Annotated in this window: 25 protein-coding genes and 1 other RNA gene; 15 read left to right on the top strand and 11 right to left on the bottom strand. The window is 29.4% G+C overall.

All coding sequences use genetic code 11. The features are described from left to right. The first annotated feature begins 82 nt into the window (after window positions 1-82). Together MPF19_RS09640 and MPF19_RS09635 are read left to right on the top strand one after the other, a co-directional pair. Window positions 83-529, top strand: coding sequence for a hypothetical protein (locus MPF19_RS09640; RefSeq protein WP_249988034.1), 447 nt, complete (start codon window positions 83-85; stop codon window positions 527-529). A gap of 169 nt (window positions 530-698) precedes the next feature. Continuing rightward, window positions 699-1,145, top strand: coding sequence for a hypothetical protein (locus tag MPF19_RS09635; protein WP_249988032.1), 447 nt, complete (start codon window positions 699-701; stop codon window positions 1,143-1,145). A 34-nt stretch (window positions 1,146-1,179) separates the two neighbouring features. Here MPF19_RS09635 and MPF19_RS09630 read toward each other — a convergent pair whose 3' ends face one another. The 3 genes from MPF19_RS09630 to MPF19_RS09620 are packed head-to-tail and all read right to left on the bottom strand — an operon-like array spanning window position 1,180 to window position 3,057. Beyond that, the gene (locus MPF19_RS09630) at window positions 1,180-1,536 is read right to left on the bottom strand and encodes a TfoX/Sxy family protein (protein ID WP_249988030.1); all 357 of its coding nucleotides are present in this window, start codon (window positions 1,534-1,536) and stop codon (window positions 1,180-1,182) included. Window positions 1,537-1,543: 7 nt separating this feature from the next. Continuing rightward, the gene (locus tag MPF19_RS09625) at window positions 1,544-2,059 is read right to left on the bottom strand and encodes a DUF4136 domain-containing protein (RefSeq protein ID WP_249988028.1); all 516 of its coding nucleotides are present in this window, start codon (window positions 2,057-2,059) and stop codon (window positions 1,544-1,546) included. Window positions 2,060-2,067: 8 nt separating this feature from the next. Next, window positions 2,068-3,057, bottom strand: a complete 990-nt coding sequence (locus MPF19_RS09620) for a M28 family peptidase (RefSeq protein WP_249988025.1) — start codon at window positions 3,055-3,057, stop codon at window positions 2,068-2,070. Between the two features lie 67 nt (window positions 3,058-3,124). Here MPF19_RS09620 and kdsA point away from each other — a divergent pair, with 67 nt between their 5' ends. Then, on the top strand, window positions 3,125-3,943 hold the full coding sequence (kdsA, locus tag MPF19_RS09615; protein WP_249988024.1) for a 3-deoxy-8-phosphooctulonate synthase: 819 nt from the start codon (window positions 3,125-3,127) through the stop codon (window positions 3,941-3,943). Window positions 3,944-4,166: 223 nt separating this feature from the next. Here kdsA and MPF19_RS09610 read toward each other — a convergent pair whose 3' ends face one another. Next, on the bottom strand, window positions 4,167-4,538 hold the full coding sequence (locus tag MPF19_RS09610; protein WP_203392010.1) for a DUF1801 domain-containing protein: 372 nt from the start codon (window positions 4,536-4,538) through the stop codon (window positions 4,167-4,169). Between the two features lie 48 nt (window positions 4,539-4,586). Between MPF19_RS09610 and MPF19_RS09605 the strand changes: the two genes are divergently transcribed. From MPF19_RS09605 to MPF19_RS09580, 6 genes are all read left to right on the top strand, one after another. Next, a complete protein-coding gene (locus MPF19_RS09605) occupies window positions 4,587-5,141 on the top strand; it encodes a hypothetical protein (RefSeq protein ID WP_249988022.1) in 555 nt (184 codons plus the stop codon). A gap of 117 nt (window positions 5,142-5,258) precedes the next feature. Continuing rightward, on the top strand, window positions 5,259-5,870 hold the full coding sequence (locus MPF19_RS09600) for a hypothetical protein (protein WP_249988020.1): 612 nt from the start codon (window positions 5,259-5,261) through the stop codon (window positions 5,868-5,870). A gap of 23 nt (window positions 5,871-5,893) precedes the next feature. Then, window positions 5,894-6,190, top strand: coding sequence for a winged helix-turn-helix domain-containing protein (locus tag MPF19_RS09595; protein ID WP_203392007.1), 297 nt, complete (start codon window positions 5,894-5,896; stop codon window positions 6,188-6,190). Between the two features lie 57 nt (window positions 6,191-6,247). Further along, complete coding sequence (locus MPF19_RS09590; protein WP_203392006.1) at window positions 6,248-6,655, top strand: hypothetical protein; 408 nt, start codon at window positions 6,248-6,250, stop codon at window positions 6,653-6,655. A 13-nt stretch (window positions 6,656-6,668) separates the two neighbouring features. Further along, a complete protein-coding gene (creD, locus tag MPF19_RS09585) occupies window positions 6,669-8,057 on the top strand; it encodes a cell envelope integrity protein CreD (protein WP_249988018.1) in 1,389 nt (462 codons plus the stop codon). A gap of 63 nt (window positions 8,058-8,120) precedes the next feature. After that, complete coding sequence (locus MPF19_RS09580) at window positions 8,121-8,498, top strand: ribosomal maturation YjgA family protein (RefSeq protein WP_249988016.1); 378 nt, start codon at window positions 8,121-8,123, stop codon at window positions 8,496-8,498. 29 nt (window positions 8,499-8,527) lie between these two features. On the opposite strand, the gene MPF19_RS09575 is transcribed toward MPF19_RS09580, so the two are convergent. Continuing rightward, window positions 8,528-9,580, bottom strand: coding sequence for an OmpA family protein (locus tag MPF19_RS09575; protein WP_249988015.1), 1,053 nt, complete (start codon window positions 9,578-9,580; stop codon window positions 8,528-8,530). A 177-nt stretch (window positions 9,581-9,757) separates the two neighbouring features. On the opposite strand from MPF19_RS09575, the gene MPF19_RS09570 reads away from it, so the two are divergent. Together MPF19_RS09570 and MPF19_RS09565 are read left to right on the top strand one after the other, a co-directional pair. Further along, window positions 9,758-12,175, top strand: coding sequence for a synaptonemal complex protein 1 (locus tag MPF19_RS09570; RefSeq protein WP_249988013.1), 2,418 nt, complete (start codon window positions 9,758-9,760; stop codon window positions 12,173-12,175). A 36-nt stretch (window positions 12,176-12,211) separates the two neighbouring features. After that, on the top strand, window positions 12,212-12,634 hold the full coding sequence (locus MPF19_RS09565) for a lipocalin-like domain-containing protein (RefSeq protein WP_249988011.1): 423 nt from the start codon (window positions 12,212-12,214) through the stop codon (window positions 12,632-12,634). 559 nt (window positions 12,635-13,193) lie between these two features. Here the strand turns inward: MPF19_RS09565 and MPF19_RS09560 are convergent. From MPF19_RS09560 to MPF19_RS09550, 3 genes are read right to left on the bottom strand one after another with little or no spacing between them, the layout of a single operon-like run. Next, on the bottom strand, window positions 13,194-14,021 hold the full coding sequence (locus MPF19_RS09560; RefSeq protein ID WP_249988010.1) for a mechanosensitive ion channel family protein: 828 nt from the start codon (window positions 14,019-14,021) through the stop codon (window positions 13,194-13,196). Beyond that, the gene (locus MPF19_RS09555) at window positions 14,014-14,208 is read right to left on the bottom strand and encodes a hypothetical protein (protein ID WP_249988008.1); all 195 of its coding nucleotides are present in this window, start codon (window positions 14,206-14,208) and stop codon (window positions 14,014-14,016) included. The genes MPF19_RS09560 and MPF19_RS09555 overlap by 8 nt, the downstream gene beginning before the upstream one ends. Window positions 14,209-14,214: 6 nt before the next feature. Continuing rightward, entirely contained in the window at window positions 14,215-14,784 is a 570-nt protein-coding gene (locus tag MPF19_RS09550; RefSeq protein WP_249988006.1) for an RNA polymerase sigma factor, read from the bottom strand. A 212-nt stretch (window positions 14,785-14,996) separates the two neighbouring features. Between MPF19_RS09550 and MPF19_RS09545 the strand changes: the two genes are divergently transcribed. Together MPF19_RS09545 and MPF19_RS09540 are read left to right on the top strand one after the other, a co-directional pair. After that, window positions 14,997-15,206, top strand: a complete 210-nt coding sequence (locus MPF19_RS09545) for a lipopolysaccharide assembly protein LapA domain-containing protein (RefSeq protein WP_203391997.1) — start codon at window positions 14,997-14,999, stop codon at window positions 15,204-15,206. A 46-nt stretch (window positions 15,207-15,252) separates the two neighbouring features. Further along, window positions 15,253-15,696: a hypothetical protein gene (locus MPF19_RS09540; protein ID WP_203391996.1), complete on the top strand. Its 444-nt coding sequence runs from the start codon at window positions 15,253-15,255 to the stop codon at window positions 15,694-15,696. A gap of 57 nt (window positions 15,697-15,753) precedes the next feature. Here the strand turns inward: MPF19_RS09540 and MPF19_RS09535 are convergent, their stop codons facing one another. The 3 genes from MPF19_RS09535 to MPF19_RS09525 form a co-directional block, all read right to left on the bottom strand. Then, the gene (locus MPF19_RS09535) at window positions 15,754-16,629 is read right to left on the bottom strand and encodes a mechanosensitive ion channel family protein (protein WP_249988004.1); all 876 of its coding nucleotides are present in this window, start codon (window positions 16,627-16,629) and stop codon (window positions 15,754-15,756) included. 55 nt (window positions 16,630-16,684) lie between these two features. After that, window positions 16,685-16,909: a DUF3820 family protein gene (locus MPF19_RS09530; protein ID WP_203391994.1), complete on the bottom strand. Its 225-nt coding sequence runs from the start codon at window positions 16,907-16,909 to the stop codon at window positions 16,685-16,687. 89 nt (window positions 16,910-16,998) lie between these two features. Beyond that, window positions 16,999-18,204 carry an NAD(P)-dependent oxidoreductase gene (locus MPF19_RS09525; RefSeq protein WP_249988002.1) on the bottom strand — a complete coding sequence of 402 codons (1,206 nt, stop codon included), beginning with the start codon at window positions 18,202-18,204 and terminating at the stop codon, window positions 16,999-17,001. Window positions 18,205-18,427: 223 nt separating this feature from the next. Here MPF19_RS09525 and ssrA point away from each other — a divergent pair. Both ssrA and MPF19_RS09515 read left to right on the top strand, forming a co-directional pair. Further along, window positions 18,428-18,821: a transfer-messenger RNA gene (gene ssrA, locus MPF19_RS09520) on the top strand. A gap of 566 nt (window positions 18,822-19,387) precedes the next feature. Beyond that, entirely contained in the window at window positions 19,388-20,905 is a 1,518-nt protein-coding gene (locus tag MPF19_RS09515) for an amino acid adenylation domain-containing protein (protein ID WP_249988000.1), read from the top strand. Window positions 20,906-20,970: the final 65 nt, after the last annotated feature.

Here is a 20,970-nt window from a genome sequence, read left to right as displayed (position 1 = left end):
GCTAAATAACAAGCTTTTTATTTTGATTCACTTGCTAAATGGTTGTATTTTGGGCATCCCTAATTTAATTACATATCATAAAATGAAGAAAATATTATTAGCCCTAAATTTAATATTTGCAGTAAGTTTAACATCAAATGCCCAAGATATATCCGACCACGCAATTGGTATTCGTATTGGTGGCGGAAATGGTACCGGAGAAGAAATTTCTTATCAAAAATCATTAAACAATAACAATCGTTTAGAAGTCGATTTAGGTTTTGGAAGTGAGTATAATGACTTTAAAGCAACAGGTTTATACCAATGGCTTTGGAGCATAGAAGAACAATTTAACTGGTATGCAGGTATTGGCGGTGGTATTGCTTCTGTTAATAAAATAGGGATATACGGTGCCGGAGTTATAGGAATAGAATATAACTTTAACGCACCCATTATAGTTGCCCTAGATTACAGACCAGAAGTTGGTTTTACTGGCAATATAAATGGCCTAGTATCTAACATGGGTATTGCAGTTAGGTATCAGTTTTAAAACATAAATTTTACTTTATAACCCTTCTAATTTAACTATTAGAAGGGTTTTTTACGCAATTATTTTTTGTTGGTAAAAATATCTTTTGAGTTCATATTTCAATAGATAAAGATCATAAAGATGAATTAATAAATATAACTTTGACCTTCAATAAAAAACACATAAAAACATGAAAAAAACACTTTTAATTATTGGTCTTTTAATAGTAGGAGCATTTTCTGTAAATGCTCAAGACATTTCAGATAATGCAATTGGACTTCGTTTTAGTGGAGGAAATGGAGTGGGTGGAGAAATCTCTTATCAAAAAGCATTAGGAGCCAACAACCGTTTAGAAGTAGATTTAGGTTTAGCTAACGAATTTGCTGATTTTAAAGCTACTGGTTTATATCAATGGGTTTGGAATCTAGAAGATAAATTTAATTGGTACGCTGGTTTTGGTGGTGGAATTGTTTCTGCTAGTGGTACCGGAATTTATGGTGCTGGGGTTGTTGGTATTGAATATAATTTTGATGTACCAATTTTAGTATCTCTAGATTATAGACCAGAAGTAGGTATTGCAGGTGGCTTAAGCGGTGTAAATTCTGATATATCTTTAGCTGTTAGATATCAATTCTAAATAGGAAATTTATTATATTAAAAAATCCTCTAAATTAATTTTTAGAGGATTTTCTTTTTTTACTCGCTTTGGCAAGCGGATTAAAATCTAAAGCTAATTGCAACCAATAGTTTAAATCATCATCTAAATCTACCGCTTCTTCAGAGAGAAACACAAAACCTTTCATCGGTTTTCCTGTAAAATTCATTTTATTACACCCCTCCTTTTCTATAGATTCATCATAAATATTTGGATTAATACGAGCCATAATTTCTTCTTTCATTACAGCAACATACATTTTATCATCTACCATAAATAATAAACCTCCCATCATTTTTTTTGTAATAAAAGCAATACTCTTTTCAGTTAAAAATTGAGAAACTCTATCTACTAAATACTCACTAAATGCCATTAATTATTTATTTGAGAGGATAACTTTGTAATATTTTATGCACTATTTCTTTAAAATAAAGTATTCTTTTTGCTGGATTTCTTTTCTCCTTTATGGTAGATGTTAAAATACCTTCCCAAAATAATTCATTGGTTTTAGCATCTACAAACTCTAAAGTAATTTCTTCATCTAGCTTTTTTCCACCAATCGGAATTCCGCCAGAAACTCCTAAACCACCATTTCTACCTCCACTTCCTAAACCAATTGCTATGGTATTTGTAACTTTAGCTTCAGTAGTTTTTGCTTTTAAATTGATATAAAAATCAGGCGTTTCTGTTTCTTTAAAACCAAGTGATTCCATTTCTGAAAATATGGCGTCTGCGCTTCTATTTACATCAAACTCATTTAAACCTGCGCCAATATCATCAAAAAAAGCATAGGTTTTGTATTGCTTAAAATTCATATTATCATCATAATCTGTAATTACTTTAGAAGTTGAGCAACTCATCAATAAAAACAAAAAGAAGTATCGTACTTTCTTCATAACAAATTTTATTTATTCTCTTTAATTACAACTCTCGTAGGAGTATCTTTTCCACTAATAATACTCTCAGTTCCTTTTGCAACAGCCTTAATCGTTTCTGTAATTACAGCCATATCTAGAGTTTCTACTTCATCAGAAACCTGATGATAATCTTTATCAACATCTATTGGTGTTGTAGAAAAAGTATGAGAAGGCACCCCTAATCTTGCCAAGGAAGCATTGTCTGATCTAAAAAACAAATTAAACTTTTTATACGGATCTGCAAATAGTTGATAGCCGGTTCCCTCTAAATTCTTCTGAATAATTTTACCAAAATCAGATCTTTCAAAACCTGTTAACCACGCCGTATTTGGACCAAAACTTGGTACTTTCCCTATCATTTCCAAATTAATACCTGCTACAAATTTAGTAGCGTCAATTCCTTTTCCAAAATAAGTAGAACCTATTAAGCCTAATTCTTCACCAGTAAAAGCAACAAAAAGAATCGTTCTTTCATTATTTGCTTTCTCTTTAAAATATTCTGCCAAAGCTAAAACTCCGGTTACACCAGAAGCATTATCATTAGCACCATTATAAATACTATCTAATTGCCCTTCTTTACTTTTAACACCCAAATGATCGTAATGCGCAGAAATAATTACAATTTCATTTTTCTTAGATTTCCCTTCCAAAACACCAATAATATTACTAGTTGTTATTTCTTTTTTAGAACTTTTGTATGTAAATGTAAAAGTCTGTCTGTAATCTTTTAAAGTATCATAAGTAGCTAACCCAATTCTTTTAAATTCATTTTCTATATATTTTGCGGCTATTTCAATTCCAGCAGTTCCGGTCTTTCTACCTTCCATATTATCAGCCGCTAAGGTATAAAGATGTTTTTTTACTGTAATAGAATCTATAATTGCAACCTTTTTATTCGTTTTAACTACTTTTGCACTTTCTTTACAAGAAAAAATAATTGCAAATAAAAGGACATAAACTAAGTTGATTTTCTTCATTCTAATTGAGTTTTAAAAGTTTAAATATAGCTAAATTTATTTCGTATTTTTGTTGAAAATATATAAAATGGATTTATCTCTAATACCAAACATAAAACACTTAAACTCAAATAACTTTTTTTTGCTTGCAGGTCCTTGTGCCATAGAGAGTGAAGAAATGGCAATGAGAATTGCAGAAAAAGTACTTACGATTACAGATAAATTAGAAATTCCTTATATTTTTAAAGGAAGTTTTAAGAAAGCAAACAGAAGTAGAATTGATAGTTTTACAGGAATTGGAGATGAAAAAGCCTTAAAAATTTTACGTAAAGTTTCTGAGACTTTTAATGTACCCACTGTTACCGATATTCATGAAGTTTCAGATGCTATAAAAGCCGCAGAATATGTAGATGTTTTACAGATTCCTGCTTTTTTAGTTCGTCAGACAGACTTAGTGGTAGCTGCTGCACAAACGGGTAAGGTTGTCAATCTTAAAAAAGGGCAATTTATGAGTCCTGGAGCAATGAAACATGCAGTTCAAAAAGTAAAAGATGCTGGTTCTGAAAAAGCGTGGATTACCGATAGAGGTACCATGTTTGGCTATCAAGACATGATTGTAGATTTTAGAGGAATACCAGAAATGAGAAAATTTGCACCTACAATTTTAGATGTTACACACTCTTTACAACAACCAAATCAAGAAGCAGGTGTTACAGGCGGAAGACCAGATATGATAGAAACGATTGCTAGAGCCGGAATTGTAAATAACGTGGATGGATTATTTATTGAAACTCATTTTGATCCTGCAAATGCAAAAAGTGATGGAGCAAACATGCTACATTTAGACAATTTAGAAGGTTTGTTAACTAATCTAGTTGCTATTAGAAAAACGGTAAATAGTTTATAAAAGAGCTGTTTTTTTGGGCGTTTTAACAGGCTTTCACTACTCGCTTTTTCTTCGTGCTGATAAAAATCAGCATCTCAAAAAAGAGCTCAAACATTGAGCCTGTCTTGAGCGTAGTCGAAAGGTTCAATCCCTAACGCGCTTACTCAGTATCCATAAAAAATAATTACATAAATCCTGCAAGGTCATTTTTTGATCTTGTAGGATTTTTTAATCCTTTCTAAAATTATTTTCTCTTATAAAACCCTTTTTCTTTAAGTTGATGCGCTTCCTCTAAAACTGATAGTAAAATTTCTTCATTAATATCATCTATAGTCCAATATCGTAAGGACTTTATAACTTTTCTGTTTTCTAAAATTAAATACTCATTGTATTTTGTTAAATGAGCAGAAACCCAAAAACCTACATCTACATACCCTTTTTTCTTTGAAGGATTTAAATAACAAAATGGCTTTTCATCTAAATAATAAAAAGGCATTTTCCATTTAAATTGTAAATCTACTTCTGGGAAATTAGTTTCAATTAAAATCTGCAAATGCATTAAAATGGATTTGAAAGGTTCTTGTTGCTTTAAAATGTATTCTTCTGCAGGTTTCATTTTTGTATATTCGCGGAAGTTAAAAAATTACAGGTAAATAAAAGTTATATGAACGATAATATTAAAATTAATTTCTCTTTAAAAGGATATACAAGTATCCTTATTGGAGCTTACTTTTTTATAAGCAATCATTTTATAAAGACAATTTTAGATAGTACTATTATTGAAGAAAGTCCGTTGGCAAAAACGTCTCCAGAGAGCATAAAAACTATAGTAATATCGATTTTATTTTTGGTTTTTCTCCTTTCTTCTTTTACCTTATTTTTTTTCGGAAAAAGGAATGCTAAAAAGTTACAACATCAACTTTGGAATGCAAAAACAAAAGCTGCTTTTAAAAAATATATTCTTGGAATTATAATCATCACTACTATATTAATTATTTTAATGAATCTAGGCTTTATCAATTACCTAACTTCTACTTTCCTAGTTTTATATGGTGTTTTCTTGTTTTTATTTAAAAATAAAGAAAGTAAAGACTTATTAGTATTGGCAAGTTTGTGTATTCTTTTAGGCGTTTTATGCTTTTTAATCCCTAGTTATTGGTCTTCTGCGATATCTATTATTGCAATAGTTCATGTTACATATGGATTTATAGCAAAATAATGTTTCAGTAATTTTACATCCTTTTTTATTTTTTAAACTGATTCTAAAAGTTTTTACAATTTTAATTGCGTACTATAATTTTTATAATTTACTTTGCAATTCAAAGTTCTTTAAGAAATGAGTCAAAAAGATTATTTAAAAGACCTATCAGAAATTAAAAACTTAATGAGTAAATCATCAAAATTTATTTCATTAAGTGGTTTGTCTGGTATTTTAGCAGGGATTTACGCTTTAATTGGTGCAGGTTACGCATATTGGTTGGTAGAAAAAAGTGAAAGAAATTACCTCATTTTAGATGGAGAAGTTTTTCGGTTGGTTCTTATAGACTTGCTTTTGGTTGGTGCTCTAAGTGTTGGTACCGCAATTTTTTTAACCACAAGAAAAGCGAAACATAATAATGAAAAAATTTGGAATCCATTAACCCAAAGATTGTTACTAAACTTTATAACCCCATTAGTTACTGGAGCTATATACATTATCATTATTTTAAATCAACAAAAGTATGGCAGTACAGGTGCTTTAATGTTACTTTTTTATGGATTGGCACTAGTAAGCGCATCAAAATATACTTTAGGTGATATAAAATACTTAGGATATTCAGAAATAATTTTAGGCCTCCTAGCGGCTTTATATCCTGGTTCCGGTTTTTGGTTTTGGGTAATTGGTTTTGGAGTAATGCATATTATTTATGGTACAATTATGTATTTTAAATACGACAGAAAACAATAGTTTTATAACCTAAATAAGTTCTTTTGAAAAATATTATTCTAAATATAAATAAAGCTTTTGATCATCGAATACGACTAGGTATTATGTCTGTTTTAATGGTGAATGAATATGCGGATTTTAATACTTTAAAAGAATTATTAGGTGCCACAGATGGAAATTTAGCAAGTCATACAAAAGCATTAGAAAAAGTCGATTTTATAAAAGTAGAGAAACAATTTATTGGCAGAAAACCAAACACCAAATATTTGGCTACCGATTTAGGAAGAATGGAGTTTAAAAAACACATTGAAGCACTAGAAAAATTAATTAAAAACAAATAAAACTATTTTTTTACATACTTACTTTGAATTTCAAAGTTCTTTTAAAAACATAATAACATGAAAGAAATAAGCTTACCATACCATTTAATTATTCCCACAATAATCTCTATTCTAATTTTGGGAATACTTTTTTATAAAAGGAAAAAACTATTTATAAATGATAAAAACAAAGTGTTTTGGATCAGTGTCATTCTATTTTTTTGCATCTATTTACTCATTGTTGGCAATGCAACGTATACTCATTATTCCACGAATATACTTTTACAAAGTTTTGATTTAAACAAAGATGGAAACTTTAATACAGCAGAAATCACTCCTGAATTTAATATTGCCATGAGAAATGTTATTTCAGATACTGGTAGAAATTTTTCATTTATAACAGGACTTCTTTTTTCTGGTATCATAACTTCTTTTGTTTATGTAATCGGAACAAAAATTAATCAATATAAAAACAACAAATTATAAAAATTCAATAACTATGGAAACGAACAATCAACAACAAGGAAAATTTGGTAGATGGGCAAAAACATCAATTACGGCAAGAATGCTAATGGTAGGAGTTTTAATTGTGGTTTTGATGATTCCGCTTTCTTATATTAAAAGTTTAATTAATGAAAGGAAGTTAAGACAACAAGAAGTTGTGAGTGAGATCAATCAAAAATGGGGAGAAGAAGTGATGATTTATGGTCCTATTTTAAAAGTACCATATAAAACTTATTTCGAAAAAACAATTACAAATCCAACAACTAAAGAAGTACAGAAAGAAACGGTTACAAAAATAAAATATGCCCATTTTTTTCCTCAAAAATTGGTAATTAATTCGACGATCAATCCAGAAGAAAAAACCAGAGGAATCTATAAAACTGCAGTCTACAAAAGTAGCATTGCGCTAAACGGTAGTTTTTCTAAACCTGATTTTTCTGAAATAGAAATTAAAGATGAAGATATTCTTTGGAATAAAACAAGGGTTATTATGCAGTCTTCTAACTTAAAAGGGGCATCGAGCTTATTTGAAATTCAGTTTAATAAAAATAAATATCAGTTAACCTCTAAGAATTTTAAAGATGCTAATTCGCAAAAATTATACAACAACAATTATGTAGAATTAAACGAGTTAGAGAGTAATAATTTACAACTTTTAGATGCGCCTAACGGAAAAGAAACTCCTTTTTCTATGACTATACATATGAAAGGAAGCAAACAGATTCGTTTTATTCCGATAGGACAAGAAACCGATGTAACCATAAATTCTGATTGGAAAACGGCTAATTTTATTGGAGAATACTTACCCCATAATTCAGATAAAATAACGGAAACAGGTTTTAATGCAAAATGGAAAATTTTAGATATTAACAGACCCTTTTCTCAACAATACTTTAACGGTATTCCTAATTTAAAAAACTATGCTTTTGGTGTAAATTTTTTAATTCCTGTAGATGAATATCAAAAAAGCGAGCGTTCTGCTAAATATGGCTTTTTAGTGATTGGGCTAACGTTCTTAATTTTCTTTTTAATACAATCTATGAGCAAGATAAACATCCATCCGTTTCAGTACTTAATGATTGGTATTGCATTGACGATGTTTTACACACTATTAATCTCCATTTCTGAACATAGTAGTTACTTAAAAGCATATTTAATTGCGGGAGTAGCCGTAGTAACATTGATTACTTTATACTCAAAATCTATCCTAAAAAACATTAAGTTCCCTGTTTTTATTGGAGTTTCTTTAACAGCATTATACACCTTTATTTTTGTTATTATTCAACTAGAGAATTATGCGTTATTAGTGGGAAGTATAGGCTTATTTACAATTCTTGCAGCTGTAATGTATGCTTCAAGAAAAATAGATTGGGAAAATAATTAGAAATGGAACCATTTGAACAAAGCTTCTAACTATTAGAGGCTTTGCTCTTATTAAAATAAAATCATGATACAATTCAATCTAAAGTATTTTACCTATTTTTCAATCTTATTCATCACAGAAATACTCATTGCAAAGTATTCTTCTGGTTTTTTAAGACATACTATTGGCGATTATCTAGCAGTTATGTTAGTATATACCTTTATAAAAGCAATCCTTAAAATATCACTAGAAAAAGCAATCTTAGTAACGTTCGCTATGTCTTTTTTGATTGAATTTCTACAACTATCAGATTTACAAAACAACTTTCCCGCTGCATATTCAAAAATGCTAAAAATTATAATGGGTACTTCTTTTAGTATTGGCGATTTAGTAGCTTATACTTTTGGAGTTATCACCATCTTAATTATCGAAAAATATATTCAGAAAAGAAAAAGATCCTAAGTACAAATTACACTTAGCCTTTACTGCTATTATTTTCTTATCAAAAAAGAAACCTCTGCCCTTCTTGCTTTAGAATTGTTTTGTGTACTATAGTCAATACCATGATATTGAGTTAACACTCTAGTTGGGTGCACTCCTCTTAACATTAAAGCTTTCTTAACGGCTTCTGTACGTTGCATAGATAGGTTTTCGTTATAGATTGCATTGCCTTTATTACTAGCAAAACCTTTAACCAGTACATCTAAATTTTCATTTACCTCTAAAATAGCATACAAATCTTCTACCACTTGTAAAGATTTACTATTTAAATCCTTTGAGTTATCTGCAAAATAAATGTCTTGTGTATAATTTTTATACTTAGCAACTAAGTTCTCATAAGTAGTGGGTAGCTCATTATTTTTAGCCATCTCGTTTTTCAGCTCTTGTATTCTTAATTTAATTGAATCAAAATTATTAGTATAATTATTATTTTCTGGTTGTTTAAGACCATCTAATACGCCATAAAGTGAATCTAGTTTTTGCTGTACAATAACAGAATTAACAGAAGTTTGTTCTCTTACATTTTTTTTAGGTTGTAAAAAAGGCTGTACAATTGGTTGCACAATAGGTTGTACAATCGGTTTAATATTATTAGAAGATGGTAAATAAACTATATTATTTTTACCATTACTAGATTGTTGCTGCAATAATGCAAGTCTTAATTGACTAACCTCTAACCTAAGATTTCCTAATTCTGAAGATTGTAAATCAGTAGTATTAGAATTTTGGTTACTATTATTTTGGTTATTTAAGCGATTTTCTAATTGTGCCATCTTACTTCTTAACTTATCTAATTCAAAATCAGACGCTTTACCACTCAACAAAACAGTATCCTTTACTTTAGTTAATTGTATTTTAGCATTCTTTCTTAATGCTTTTTCTTTTTTGTAAATCCTTAATTTACTAGTTAAAGATATAATATCGGCTTCACTCATTACCACCATACTCTCTTTAGAATCTGTAGTACTATGCTGTTGCCCATAACTCATGGTTAAAGATCCTAACAGAAGAAAAGAAACACTAATATATTTTACTGAATTCATTTTTGACTTTTTTAAAAAATTAGAATAGTAATAACTACCACTTATTTATTAAACACAATAAAGTTGCTATAAGTCACATTATAAACACATTATTTTACACAAAAATGTGACTTACCGATAAAAAGTGTGTTTATAATATTGAAAGCTATAACTAATTAAAGTTAATAAAGAAATAAAATGAAAAAAATACAATTAACAACTATGCTTCTTATTCTATGTGCATACGTAGGTAAGGCTCAGGTAAAAGATATCAGTTTCACCGTATCTCCAGCCGCAGAATATACTTGGTGGGATGATAAAGCAGGATTGGAAGACAATGTAATGGTTGGTGGAAAATTAGGTTTTGGTTTTGGGGAGTTTATAGAGCTTAGAGGTATTTATTTACAGTCTTTAGATCAAAAAACAGATTTCAGTAACTTTGGTATTACAGGTTTTAACCCTACTCTTTTTGATGCCCAAGATGTAACTATATCTCGTTATGGTGGTGAATTTAAAGCTAACTTTGGTACAAAAGGTATTAAGCCTTACTTTACATTAGGTGCTGGTGTTCAAAATATAGATTTAGATACTAGTGGAGATTACGAACAAGTATATGCTTCTCTAGGTTTAGGTGTTAAATTTAACCTTTCAAAAAGAATTGTTTTTGCTTTAGAAGCAAAAAATACAACTTATAAATTTAATTCTGGTGCAAGTTTATTATCTAATGGAGATAAAGCAGATTTTGCAGTAACAGATGCAGACTTTGGTAGTGAACGTTTATCTAACTGGTCTGCACAAGGTTCTTTACAATTTTATTTAGGAGGAAGAAAACCTGGAACTTTATCTGATTTAGACAAAGCTTATCTTCAAAACTTTAAAGGAGGTTTTAAAGGCCTACAATGGGTTATAGAACCAAGTCTTGCTTACGTAAACTTTGCAGGAGAATCTTTATATAAAGACACCTATATGCTAGGTGCTTATGCTGGTTTAGACTTAAATGAATATATTGGAATTAGAGCTTTCTATTTTCAAGCAACCGAAAATGAAGAAATCTCTACAAACTTTGACAAAATGGCAATGTATGGTGGTGAGTTTAGAGCTAGATTAAATGATGGAAATGGGGTAACTCCTTTCTTAACTTTAGGTGGTGGTTATTTAAGTACAAGTGATAATTACGTTTCTGCTCCTAATGAAAGTGGTCTTTTTTCTAATGTTGAAGGTGGCGAATTTGCTATGGGTGGTTTAGGACTAAATATTCCATTAGGTAAAAACGTATTAATTACAGCTGCTGCAAGAGCAATAATAACTTCTGGAGAAGATGCAAAAGATATTGCTACTACAGATGACATACAAACACATTTCTTTTACAATGCTGGAATTAAATTTACTTTAGGTAAAAAATCTAAAGCGCCTAGTGCTGTATATCAAGAAAATTTAGACAGAGAATTAACTGCACAAGATGAAGTAAATAATAAAAAGATTGATCAACTTAAAAAAGAATATCAATCTAAAATTAATGCTCTAAACAAAGATCTTAAATTAGCTTACGAAACCAAAGATGTTGATAAAGCAGTTGAAATTCTTGAAGAGAAAAAACAAGTTGAAGAAGCATTAAACGAAGTAAAAGAAGTTGAAAAAGTACAAGTACAAACAATTCAACAACCAGCTACTCCTTTTACTACTGTAGACACTATTACTTCTACTAATAAGGAAGTTATTACTCCTAAAACAGCAACTGTTTCTAATCCGTTAGAAGAAAAATCTAGATTAATTCAAATGACACCTGTGGAATTTGAATCTCTAATAGATAGAATTCTTAAGAATATTGATAACGAAAACCCAATTCCTGCTAAATTAGAAGAAACTAAATCTATACAATTAGAGAATAACTTAACTCCACAGGATCAAAAAATAGAGGAGTTAAACAATAGAATTGAATTATTAGAAAAATTATTATTACAAATAAACACTAAACAAGGTACTAATAATAATACACAAGACAGTAATACACCTAATAAAGATGAGCGTGTACAAGATATGAACAGTACAATTCTTAATAAATTAGACGATTTAAATAAAAATATTGGATCTAACGATAAAAAGGATCAAACAAACAATAGAAAAACAGTTATTGTTTCTCCAAATCAAAATAATGATGGAAAAACAGTAGTCTCTACAATTAATGATAAGGGAGAAATAACAAATATTTCAACTTTAAAAGGTGGTAATTTACTAACATACAAAAACTCATCGTTGCTTGCAGGATTTAACTATGGAGGTGCTTCTACTTTTAACTTAGGTTTAAGATTACACTATGCTATTGGTAAAACAAATTTAGAGTTTGTACCAGAAGCATATTACGGAATTGGTGAAGCGAATGCTTGGACAGTGTCTGGAAATGTGATTTATCCAATAAATCTTAAAAATGAAAAATTTGAACCTTACGTAGGTGCTGGTCTTGGGTTTGGTGACTTAGTAGATGGAATCACTGGATATTATAATGTTGTATTAGGTGCTAAATTACCATTTATACATAAAAACTTATATTTTGATTATACAATACGTAATTCATTTGAATACAACCAATTTGCAATAGGATATACACTTAAATTTTAATAACTACTAAAAAATAAATTAACAAATAATACGATTATGAAAAAATTAATAACCATAGCAAGTTTAATCTTAATTACAGTTTTAGCCGTAGGATGTTCTAAAGATGATGATTCTATATCTTCTAGCTCTAAAGACCTAGTAGGTACTTGGAAACTAGATTACTTTGTTCAAGATGGACAATTAACAGAGGAAATAATCTGTGATAATCAGATTCAATATGTGTTTTCTTCAAACGGAAACTACACAGAAACTACGTATGCAGGTTCATCTTCTAAAGATTGTAAAACTGCCACTGTAACAAGTGGAACTTGGACAAATATTAGTGATAACGATTATGAATTAACGCCAAATAAAACGTCTAGTACATCAACATCATTAAACATTACTTTTCATGATGATTTTACAAAATTCACATCTGAAGTAAGTAGTACTAGAACAGAAGGATTTGAAAAAATATAATTTTTTCTATTTTAAAAATGCCATTTGTAAAGTAGAATAAGACAACTTAAATCTAATTTACAAGGTGATTTTAAAGCTCAAAGCCTATAAATATTGAGCTCCATTAGCTAAAAAGCTGTTCTTCTATAAGAACAGCTTTTTTGTGTATAAATCAAACTATTTCTGGTTTTTACTTCCTTAAAATAAGCATTCAAAGATTTTAGATAATCAATCTGACAAGATAGTGTTACATGCTTACATTTTATCACCTTTAGGTTGATTCTAATATTATTTTTTGACTATAAGTAGTTAATCCAAAATAACACAAATTAACATAACTCTGGTTTACTATAACATTAGAATATTCAAAAAGAAAAAAATACAGCAGTAGTTCTACTTCTTTTACTGATCAATACATAGAGCATAACATTCTCTGCAAGAAAAAACCAGGTGTATGCAAGTTTCTTTAATTTTACAGCTTCACCAAGAGTATATTATATATCACTTTAAAACCATTATAAAACCAAAGAGAGCGCATTTTGCAATGCACTCTCTTTGGTTTTAAATAATAAGAAATATTCTAATCTAGTACTTCAATATCATTGGTAACAATTTCTGATATAGGCAAAACCACCTTATTTGGCATAGTATTTAAGGTAAGAGAAATACCATCAATTGATTCTATATAACCTGTGTAATTTTTAACTTTTATCTTCTGACCAATATTATATTTCTTTCTTACATAAAAAGCTCTCATTAGCTGACTAATTACCTCTTTAGAGCCCAATGCAAGAGACAAACCTATAGAAGTTAACACAATAAACAAAATAACAGTTAAGTTGTTAGAAATAATACTGGTATCTACACCTGCCTGATTAATGGCTGCAACAGTAACAATGGTAACAATTACATAAAACACCAAATTACCTATAATATTACCTCCCATAATATCAAAAGAATCAAAGACATTGTTTAAAGAACTTTTAATAAAGTTAGCAATATATAAACCTAATATAAACAATACAATTGCTCCAAATAATTTTGGCAAGTATAAAAGCAAATTACCAATTACAGTAGAAATGGTTTGTAATTCTAAAATTTCGAAAGCTAAAGTTATGGTTACTAAGAAAAGGGTAACCTTTATAAAAAGTAGTATTATTTTAGAAATATTTAAATTCTTAATTTCTCTCCCTAAAACTCCTTTTTGATTAATTCTATCTGATAACTGATCAATTTTTATCAACTTTAAAATTTTCTTTAAAAAGAAAGCAATCATTTTGTTGATCAACCATCCAAGAAAAAGGATAAAAATAGCACCAATAATATTAGGCAATAAATCTGTAATTACATCAAACAAATTATTAAAAGAATTTATTGATATTTCTTTCCACGCGTTTAATTTATCCATTTTTCGTTTTTTTAGTAGTTGGTTTTCTTTCTATAATACTTTTTGCAGCTTCTCCATAATTAACCGTAAATAAATTCGCCAAATCACTAAACAACAAACGTAAAGCTATTTCGTTTTTCACCTCACTCTTTATTTCTTCAGGAACTTCATGGTAAGGTTTCCATAATTTTTTAAAAGGGTTTTCCATTTTATATCAGTCGTTTAAATTCTTTAATTTCACTAACTTTTCTTTTGCTCTTTTTATCCTCATTTTAATAGCACTTTCACCAATACCGTATACCTTAGAAAGCTCACTAACCGTAAGCTCATCTTGGTATTTTAATAATAATATCGTTTTATCTTCTGGACTTATTTGCATTAACAATTTATCTAACGCTTCTACTTTTAATTCAAAAACAACAGAATCACTTACCTCTTCTACTGCTAGAGATTCTAATTCGTAAACAGGTGCTTTAGATTTTAATTGATTATGATGCTTATCTCTATTAACATAGTTTATACAAATATTATAGACAAACACATACAACCAAGCTTTAAACTTAGATTGAGACTGATAGTCTTTTAGTTTGAAAAAAAGTTTTATAAAAACTTCTTGCGTTAAATCTTTAGCATCATCTTTATCTTTAGTAAATCCCAAGCACTTATTGTAAACAATTTGAGAATACCGATCATACAAAACACCAAAAACTAGAGAGTTATTAGAATCACATATGATTTTAATAATTTCATCATCGGATAATTTTTTATACGACGCTACATTCATCTAAGTTTGTCTTTATAGTTAGAACACTAAGAATTTTAAAAAGTCACTTTTTAAGTAAAAAAAAAGCGATATCCCATTGGCAAATTTTAAGGATATTAAGATACACTTTTATTTCTCATTTTTACAGCTAATTACCTCACTTATAAACTGTAGCAAAAAGTGACTTTTTCCATTTTAATGTGTTGTATATATGAGTCAAATACATTAATCTTATGAAGTTAAAAAATATTATTTCGTTCCTTTTTATTGTTTTAATCGTTGTTTTCTCTTTGCAGAATGCAGCAACAACCGATGTGAACTTTTTATTTTGGAAGGTTTCAATATCTAGAGTGTTGGTGATTATAGGTAGTTTTTCTATTGGTATTTTAGTAGGTGTTTTAATGTCTGTTAAATTTAAAAGGAATAGAACAAACTCATTTTAACCAAAGAATAACTGAGAATTATTATAACTCTATTAAAAATTTTACAATGGCAAAAATTTTATCCGTAAAACTAGTTTCTATACCAGAAGTAATTGTTGTTAATGATGACAATAATGATTTTACAGTGCTTATAGATATTGAATTCCATGATATAGACTTGCAACTAAAAATGGAGTATTGTTTACATTTATTTGCTTATGAAGTTCATGGAGAATTAGACGCTCCTCTTATTATTTCTAATTGGGATGAAAGCAAAGTAGTACCAATATCTAAAGATAGAAAAGATGAATACCTAGGAAAAGAAATAAAGATGATAACTGCTAGGTCTAAAAAAGAATTATTTGAAGTACCGATGAGTTTAAAACTTGGTAAATTAACAAATAGGAGCTCTCACTTCTCTAAAAAAACAGAAGTATTTGCTACGCTTGCTCCGGCTATTGGGAGAGCTTCAAAATGGTCACTTCCGTTTGAATCTAAAATTGAATTTTAATAATCTAAAAGTTAACCCTAATTTTTACATCAGCAATATTTATGCTTAACTTATAATTTATTTCTTTGGAAAAGCTGTTATTTCAATAGCCGCAGAGGCTACTTCCACTCTACCTTTAGATTCCTTAATTGCTGATAAAATTTTATCAAATAGTACAGATTTTGTACCTCTTCTAGATTTGTAATCTACCGCATAACGCAAGGTGAAAGTAATCCAGTTTTCATCAAAAGACATAGAAACCATAGGTGTTACACTGGCATTTTCTATGCTATAAGTTCCTATCATTTTATTCCAAGCCACTTGAGACGTTTTTGCAAAATCTCCTACTTCCTCTTCTAAAATTCTAGTAAAAGTATCTTTCGCAAATTTATAATCGCCATTTGTTTTTATCGGAATCGTAATTTCATCCCACAGAAAAGGAAAATCGCCCGAGTAATTATAAACAGGTTCTTTAAAAACAAAACTATTGGCAACTCTTACCATTTTTCCGTTATATAAATCGCCATTTACCCAGTCTCCTATTTCCATTAAAGTAGTTCTTAGCAGACCAATATCTATAACATCTCCTTTTGTACCACCTAATTTAACACGATCTCCAACTTTATAAAAATTACTAGAAAAAACGGTTACATAACCTGCAATACTTACAATTACTTCTTGTAATGCAAACGCAATACCAGCACCTGCAACACCTAACGCTGTACCTAAACCTGAAAGTTTTGCATTAAAAATGTATAAAATTCCGAAAACAAAAAAGAGATACCCAATAAAATTTATGAGCTTTTTAAACTTGTATTTAGCACTGTTGTCTTTTGCAATTTTAAAAGTTGCTTTTTGTGAAATTTTCACCAACGCGTAAATAATTACAAAAAGAAATAATATGGAAGTGGTTTTTGTAAATATCTCGTTATTTAATAATTGTTGAATATCCACTTTTTTGAAGGAAACTGTAGAAGTGAGACAGTTTCCTACCAAATATAATCATTTATTAAGTAAAATCTTGTTGAATTTTTCTAATAATATCTTCTAAACCATTTAATTGAAGTTCATAAACCAACTCCATTTGTTTCCCTAATTTACCGTTAGGAAACCCTTTGTTTTTGTACCAAACAATATAATGTTCTGGTAAATTAATTAAATATCTGCCTTGATATTTACCAAAAGGCATTTTCATTTTTGCTAAATCTATTAGAAACTGTCTGTCTTGTAACATTATTTTGTAATTGAATTAAACCTCTAGACTGCGCTCTAGGAAACACTTGAAACCAGAAACTTGAAGTCTTGAAACGTTAAACTTACCCCCTATTCTACCCCATCAACATAATCTTGTAAATAAGAAAAACGTTCTGTTAGTTTTCCATTTTCTGTCATTTTTGCACGTTGTAAAACGCCGTCTTTGTCATCATTAAAAAAAGCAGGAATTACATTTTCTAAAAACATTTCTCCAAAACCTTCACTTGCATCTTTTGGCAACTCACAAGGTAAATTATCTACTGCCATTACCACAATTACATCTTTGTCTTTATAATCTACCTCAGCTTCCGTTTGAGGATTGTACCCATAAATAGGGTCTGCAATGGTAGATGCTTTTAATGTTGATGCCACAGGACCGTCTACATCACAAGAAATATCTGCTACATATTTTATATTGAAATCTGCTGATTTTGCATCTTCTCTGGTAAATAAATAAGGTGCTCCATTGCCATAAAAATGTCCCGCAATAAAGAAATCGGATACTTTTGCAAAACGCATAAAATCTGACTCATACTTTTCTGGATGATCATAAAAATCGAAATTATCTAGTGTTTGTCCGTCTTTGCGTTTGTTATAATCTAACACATCTGCCAAACAATATACAGGCTCGTTAAACGAATTATTTAAATAATCATTTACAGAAACTTCTTTAATACTCATGGCATCTAACATTTCTTTTGCTCCGTAGGCAACTTTTCCGTTTCCTGTTAGAAGTATTTTAAGATTGGGTAACTTTATTTTCTTTAGTTCGGCTATCAATTCTTGCTGACTGTCTAAATGTTCTGCTTTTGGTAAATTAAAAGTTTCGTTTGTTAAACCAATAGCTCTAAAACCATTGTAAGCACCAACAATACCGGCATAACGCCCAAAACCGATTAAGCGCAATCCGTTTTCTTTTACGATGGTTTCATGATCGTATAATTCTATATTTTTTTCTAAAATAGCCAATAACAACTCTCTATTATAAGGCTGTTTCTTAATGGTATGACTAAAGAAAAAGTATTTTTTATTATTGATTAATGCATTAATTGGCACTTCTTTTACGCCAAACAAAACATCGCAATCTGACACATTTTCAGTAACTTCTAATCCTGCTGCTTTATAAGCTGCATCCGAGAATACTCTTATATCTGAAGACTCCACCTTAATCGAGGCTTCTGGATACTTTTCTTTAAACTCTTGTAGCTTTTCTGGTGAAAAAACAACTCTTCTATCTGGTGGATTTTTACGTTCTTTGATAATGCCAAACTTCATAATATTAAGGTTTTTAGGCCTACTAAAACTAGTTTAGCAGGATTGGTATAATATTTGCTCGAAGATATTAGAATTTATGATGATAAGCAACAGTATTTTTTATACTTTTGCAGACCGCGTTAAGGATTGAAGTGACATCCTTTTTTAATTTTTTCAATTAAAAAAGATATAACGGAAAGCCTGACCACGTTTTTTTACGTGGTAACGCCCAAACTATTAAAACGGGGACGACTGGTTTTGACAGCGAGGACAGTGAATTTGTAAGCATACCGAGTTATGAAATAACACTCGTAAAACCTAATTTCAACTTTTTAAACGGCGAAGATAACTACGCTTTAGCTGCTTAATCCGAACTATAGTAGGATTGGCCTCGGCACACTAGGTGTGCAAGCTTTATGTCCACGGAAAGCCCTGATTTACGGCGTTTCACTTTTGGATATCGTAAAAGTAAATATAGGAAATTTGAAGCTTCGGCAAATTTCTGAAACTAAAGAAGATAAGCTAAAAGCAGATTGTTCTTAATCAGCTTTTGGTCGAAAACCAAGAAAGAACTAAGTATGTAGAAAGCTTTTTGGCTGCTTGTTTGGACCCGAGTTCGATTCTCGGCGTCTCCACTTAAAAACCTGTAAATCAATGATTTACGGGTTTTATTTTTTATGATCTAAATCTAAACTTATAATTTATACTCTTATTTAGAATATTTTATAAATAAAATAATAAACCTCCCAGTAAATTATTAATACAGTTTAACAAATGTATTTCAGTCTTTAATTGTTTATAAAGTACTTAGCAATAGGAATACTTCATCAATATAAATTTAATAAATTCTTATTCACAAATCCTTCTATAGCACTATATTCAAAAACGAATAAAAATTAAAGATACTTTTAACTCAGATATAAAAATTGTATAAACGCACCTTTTTTTTATATAAAAAAAAAGGTAAAATTAACATAGTATTAAAAAATTTACTAGATTTGATTTATCTAAAGGTTCTTGTATTTTTGCGAAATTTTGAATTTTATTCAGAAATCCCTAACTGACAAAATTACGACCTCCTTAATAAGATAATATATCCCCCTATTAAAAAACTCCCCCTTCATTCAGTAACCTAACGCAATAAGTTAAACTATTTTAAAGCAAACTTAACAGAAAATGCTACACCTAATAGAAAACAAAATATATGCAAAAAGACAAAGAAGATCTGGTGCAAATGATTTTTAATGACTATGTAATAGAGCCATTCATTAGTCAGATTCATAAAGATTTAAATGCATTCTGTATAAATGAAGTGTTTTTTACATATGAATACTTTGCTAAAACAATTTCTAAAATTAGAGATAGTTTACAAAAACAAAAAATTGTTTCTAAAAATATAGGTATCGTTGTAAATGACGATTTAGAAACGTATGCCTCAATATTTGCAGTTTGGTTAGAGGGTTTGGCATATGTGCCTCTTCATCCTAATCAACCAATTGAAAGGAATCTCGAAATAATTAGTCAAGCAGAAATAAGCTTCATATTAGACTCTTCATCGGATAGCAAATATGAAGGGTTTCGGAAAATAAACACAACCGGTTTAGTATTTATTAAATATAATTTAGAAATAAATAAAATAGGAGATAGTGAATTAGCATATATCTTATTTACCTCTGGAAGTACCGGGAAACCTAAAGGTGTTTCTATTACCCGAGAAAATGTAGGTGCTTTTATGAAATCTTTTTTTGAAATAGGATTTGATATTACCGAAAAAGATAGATGTTTACAAGCTTTTGATTTAACATTTGATGTTTCTGTACAGTCTTTCTTAGTTCCACTAACTAAAGGAGCTTGTACATATACCATACCCCATGATCAAATAAAATTCAGCTATGTATACGGACTATTAGAAGATCATAAAATTACATTTGGTGCTATGGCTCCTTCTATGTTAAGATATCTTAGACCTTATTTTGATGAAATTGAAATACCTAGTATGAGATATAATATTCTTACGGCAGAAGCTTCCCCAGTAGAATTAGTAGATGAATGGAAACTATGTGTGCCAAATGCACAATTATTTAATTTTTATGGACCAACGGAAGCTACTATATATAGTACGTATTATGAGATTCTTAAGGATGCTAGCAATAAAACTTTAAACGGAATGTATTCTATTGGTAAAGTCATGAAAGGTTTAGAGGCTGTAATTCTTGTTGATGGTGATATTACGAAAAAGCCTGGAATAAAAGGCGAATTATGTATAGCCGGAAAACAAATTACACCGGGTTACTGGAAAAATGATGAAAAGAATAAAGATTCATTTATAAAAATAAAAAACAGTGATAAGGAATTAAGGTTTTATAGAACTGGAGATTCTTGTTATTTTGATCATGATGGAGATATTTTATTATATGGAAGAATTGATCACCAAGTAAAAATACAAGGATATAGAATAGAACTTGGAGAAATAGAATATAAGGTTAGAGATTATTTTAACGGAGTAAATGCAGTAGCAGCATCCTTTACTAATAAAATGGGCAATACAGAACTTGCATTGTTTATAGAAAGTACAGAAATGTCTAGTGATGATGTAAAAAATTATTTGTCAACTAAATTGCCTCCTTATATGCTCCCTTCGAAACTATATTTTTTGAATCAATTTCCATTAAACTCGAATGGAAAAATTGATAGACTTAAATTAAAATTATTAATAAAATAATGAATATTATGAACTTACACTATAAATTTCAGTGTATTAGTATTTAAAAATGATACTAGATTATA

This window comes from Polaribacter sp. Z014 (assembly GCF_023555435.1).
Classification (GTDB): Bacteria; Bacteroidota; Bacteroidia; order Flavobacteriales; family Flavobacteriaceae; genus Polaribacter.
Note: the sequence above shows the minus strand (reverse complement) of the source record. Positions and strands in the feature narration are given on the sequence as shown.

Bases quoted from the DNA above. Each gene is read 5' to 3' on its own strand.
- MPF19_RS09610 (WP_203392010.1), bottom strand. From the start codon at position 4,538: ATGAAACCTGCAGAAGAATACATTTTAAAGCAACAAGAACCTTTCAAA.
- MPF19_RS09565 (WP_249988011.1), top strand. From the start codon at position 12,212: ATGAAAAAATTAATAACCATAGCAAGTTTAATCTTAATTACAGTTTTA.
- MPF19_RS09540 (WP_203391996.1), top strand. From the start codon at position 15,253: ATGGCAAAAATTTTATCCGTAAAACTAGTTTCTATACCAGAAGTAATT.
- MPF19_RS09555 (WP_249988008.1), bottom strand. From the start codon at position 14,208: ATGGAAAACCCTTTTAAAAAATTATGGAAACCTTACCATGAAGTTCCT.
- MPF19_RS09600 (WP_249988020.1), top strand. From the start codon at position 5,259: ATGAGTCAAAAAGATTATTTAAAAGACCTATCAGAAATTAAAAACTTA.
- MPF19_RS09640 (WP_249988034.1), top strand. From the start codon at position 83: ATGAAGAAAATATTATTAGCCCTAAATTTAATATTTGCAGTAAGTTTA.
- creD (WP_249988018.1), top strand. From the start codon at position 6,669: ATGGAAACGAACAATCAACAACAAGGAAAATTTGGTAGATGGGCAAAA.
- MPF19_RS09545 (WP_203391997.1), top strand. From the start codon at position 14,997: ATGAAGTTAAAAAATATTATTTCGTTCCTTTTTATTGTTTTAATCGTT.
- MPF19_RS09515 (WP_249988000.1), top strand. From the start codon at position 19,388: ATGCAAAAAGACAAAGAAGATCTGGTGCAAATGATTTTTAATGACTAT.
- MPF19_RS09550 (WP_249988006.1), bottom strand. From the start codon at position 14,784: ATGAATGTAGCGTCGTATAAAAAATTATCCGATGATGAAATTATTAAA.
- MPF19_RS09630 (WP_249988030.1), bottom strand. From the start codon at position 1,536: ATGGCATTTAGTGAGTATTTAGTAGATAGAGTTTCTCAATTTTTAACT.
- MPF19_RS09525 (WP_249988002.1), bottom strand. From the start codon at position 18,204: ATGAAGTTTGGCATTATCAAAGAACGTAAAAATCCACCAGATAGAAGA.
- MPF19_RS09530 (WP_203391994.1), bottom strand. From the start codon at position 16,909: ATGTTACAAGACAGACAGTTTCTAATAGATTTAGCAAAAATGAAAATG.
- MPF19_RS09575 (WP_249988015.1), bottom strand. From the start codon at position 9,580: ATGAATTCAGTAAAATATATTAGTGTTTCTTTTCTTCTGTTAGGATCT.
- kdsA (WP_249988024.1), top strand. From the start codon at position 3,125: ATGGATTTATCTCTAATACCAAACATAAAACACTTAAACTCAAATAAC.
- MPF19_RS09580 (WP_249988016.1), top strand. From the start codon at position 8,121: ATGATACAATTCAATCTAAAGTATTTTACCTATTTTTCAATCTTATTC.
- MPF19_RS09570 (WP_249988013.1), top strand. From the start codon at position 9,758: ATGAAAAAAATACAATTAACAACTATGCTTCTTATTCTATGTGCATAC.
- MPF19_RS09625 (WP_249988028.1), bottom strand. From the start codon at position 2,059: ATGAAGAAAGTACGATACTTCTTTTTGTTTTTATTGATGAGTTGCTCA.
- MPF19_RS09605 (WP_249988022.1), top strand. From the start codon at position 4,587: ATGAACGATAATATTAAAATTAATTTCTCTTTAAAAGGATATACAAGT.
- MPF19_RS09620 (WP_249988025.1), bottom strand. From the start codon at position 3,057: ATGAAGAAAATCAACTTAGTTTATGTCCTTTTATTTGCAATTATTTTT.
- MPF19_RS09635 (WP_249988032.1), top strand. From the start codon at position 699: ATGAAAAAAACACTTTTAATTATTGGTCTTTTAATAGTAGGAGCATTT.
- MPF19_RS09590 (WP_203392006.1), top strand. From the start codon at position 6,248: ATGAAAGAAATAAGCTTACCATACCATTTAATTATTCCCACAATAATC.
- MPF19_RS09560 (WP_249988010.1), bottom strand. From the start codon at position 14,021: ATGGATAAATTAAACGCGTGGAAAGAAATATCAATAAATTCTTTTAAT.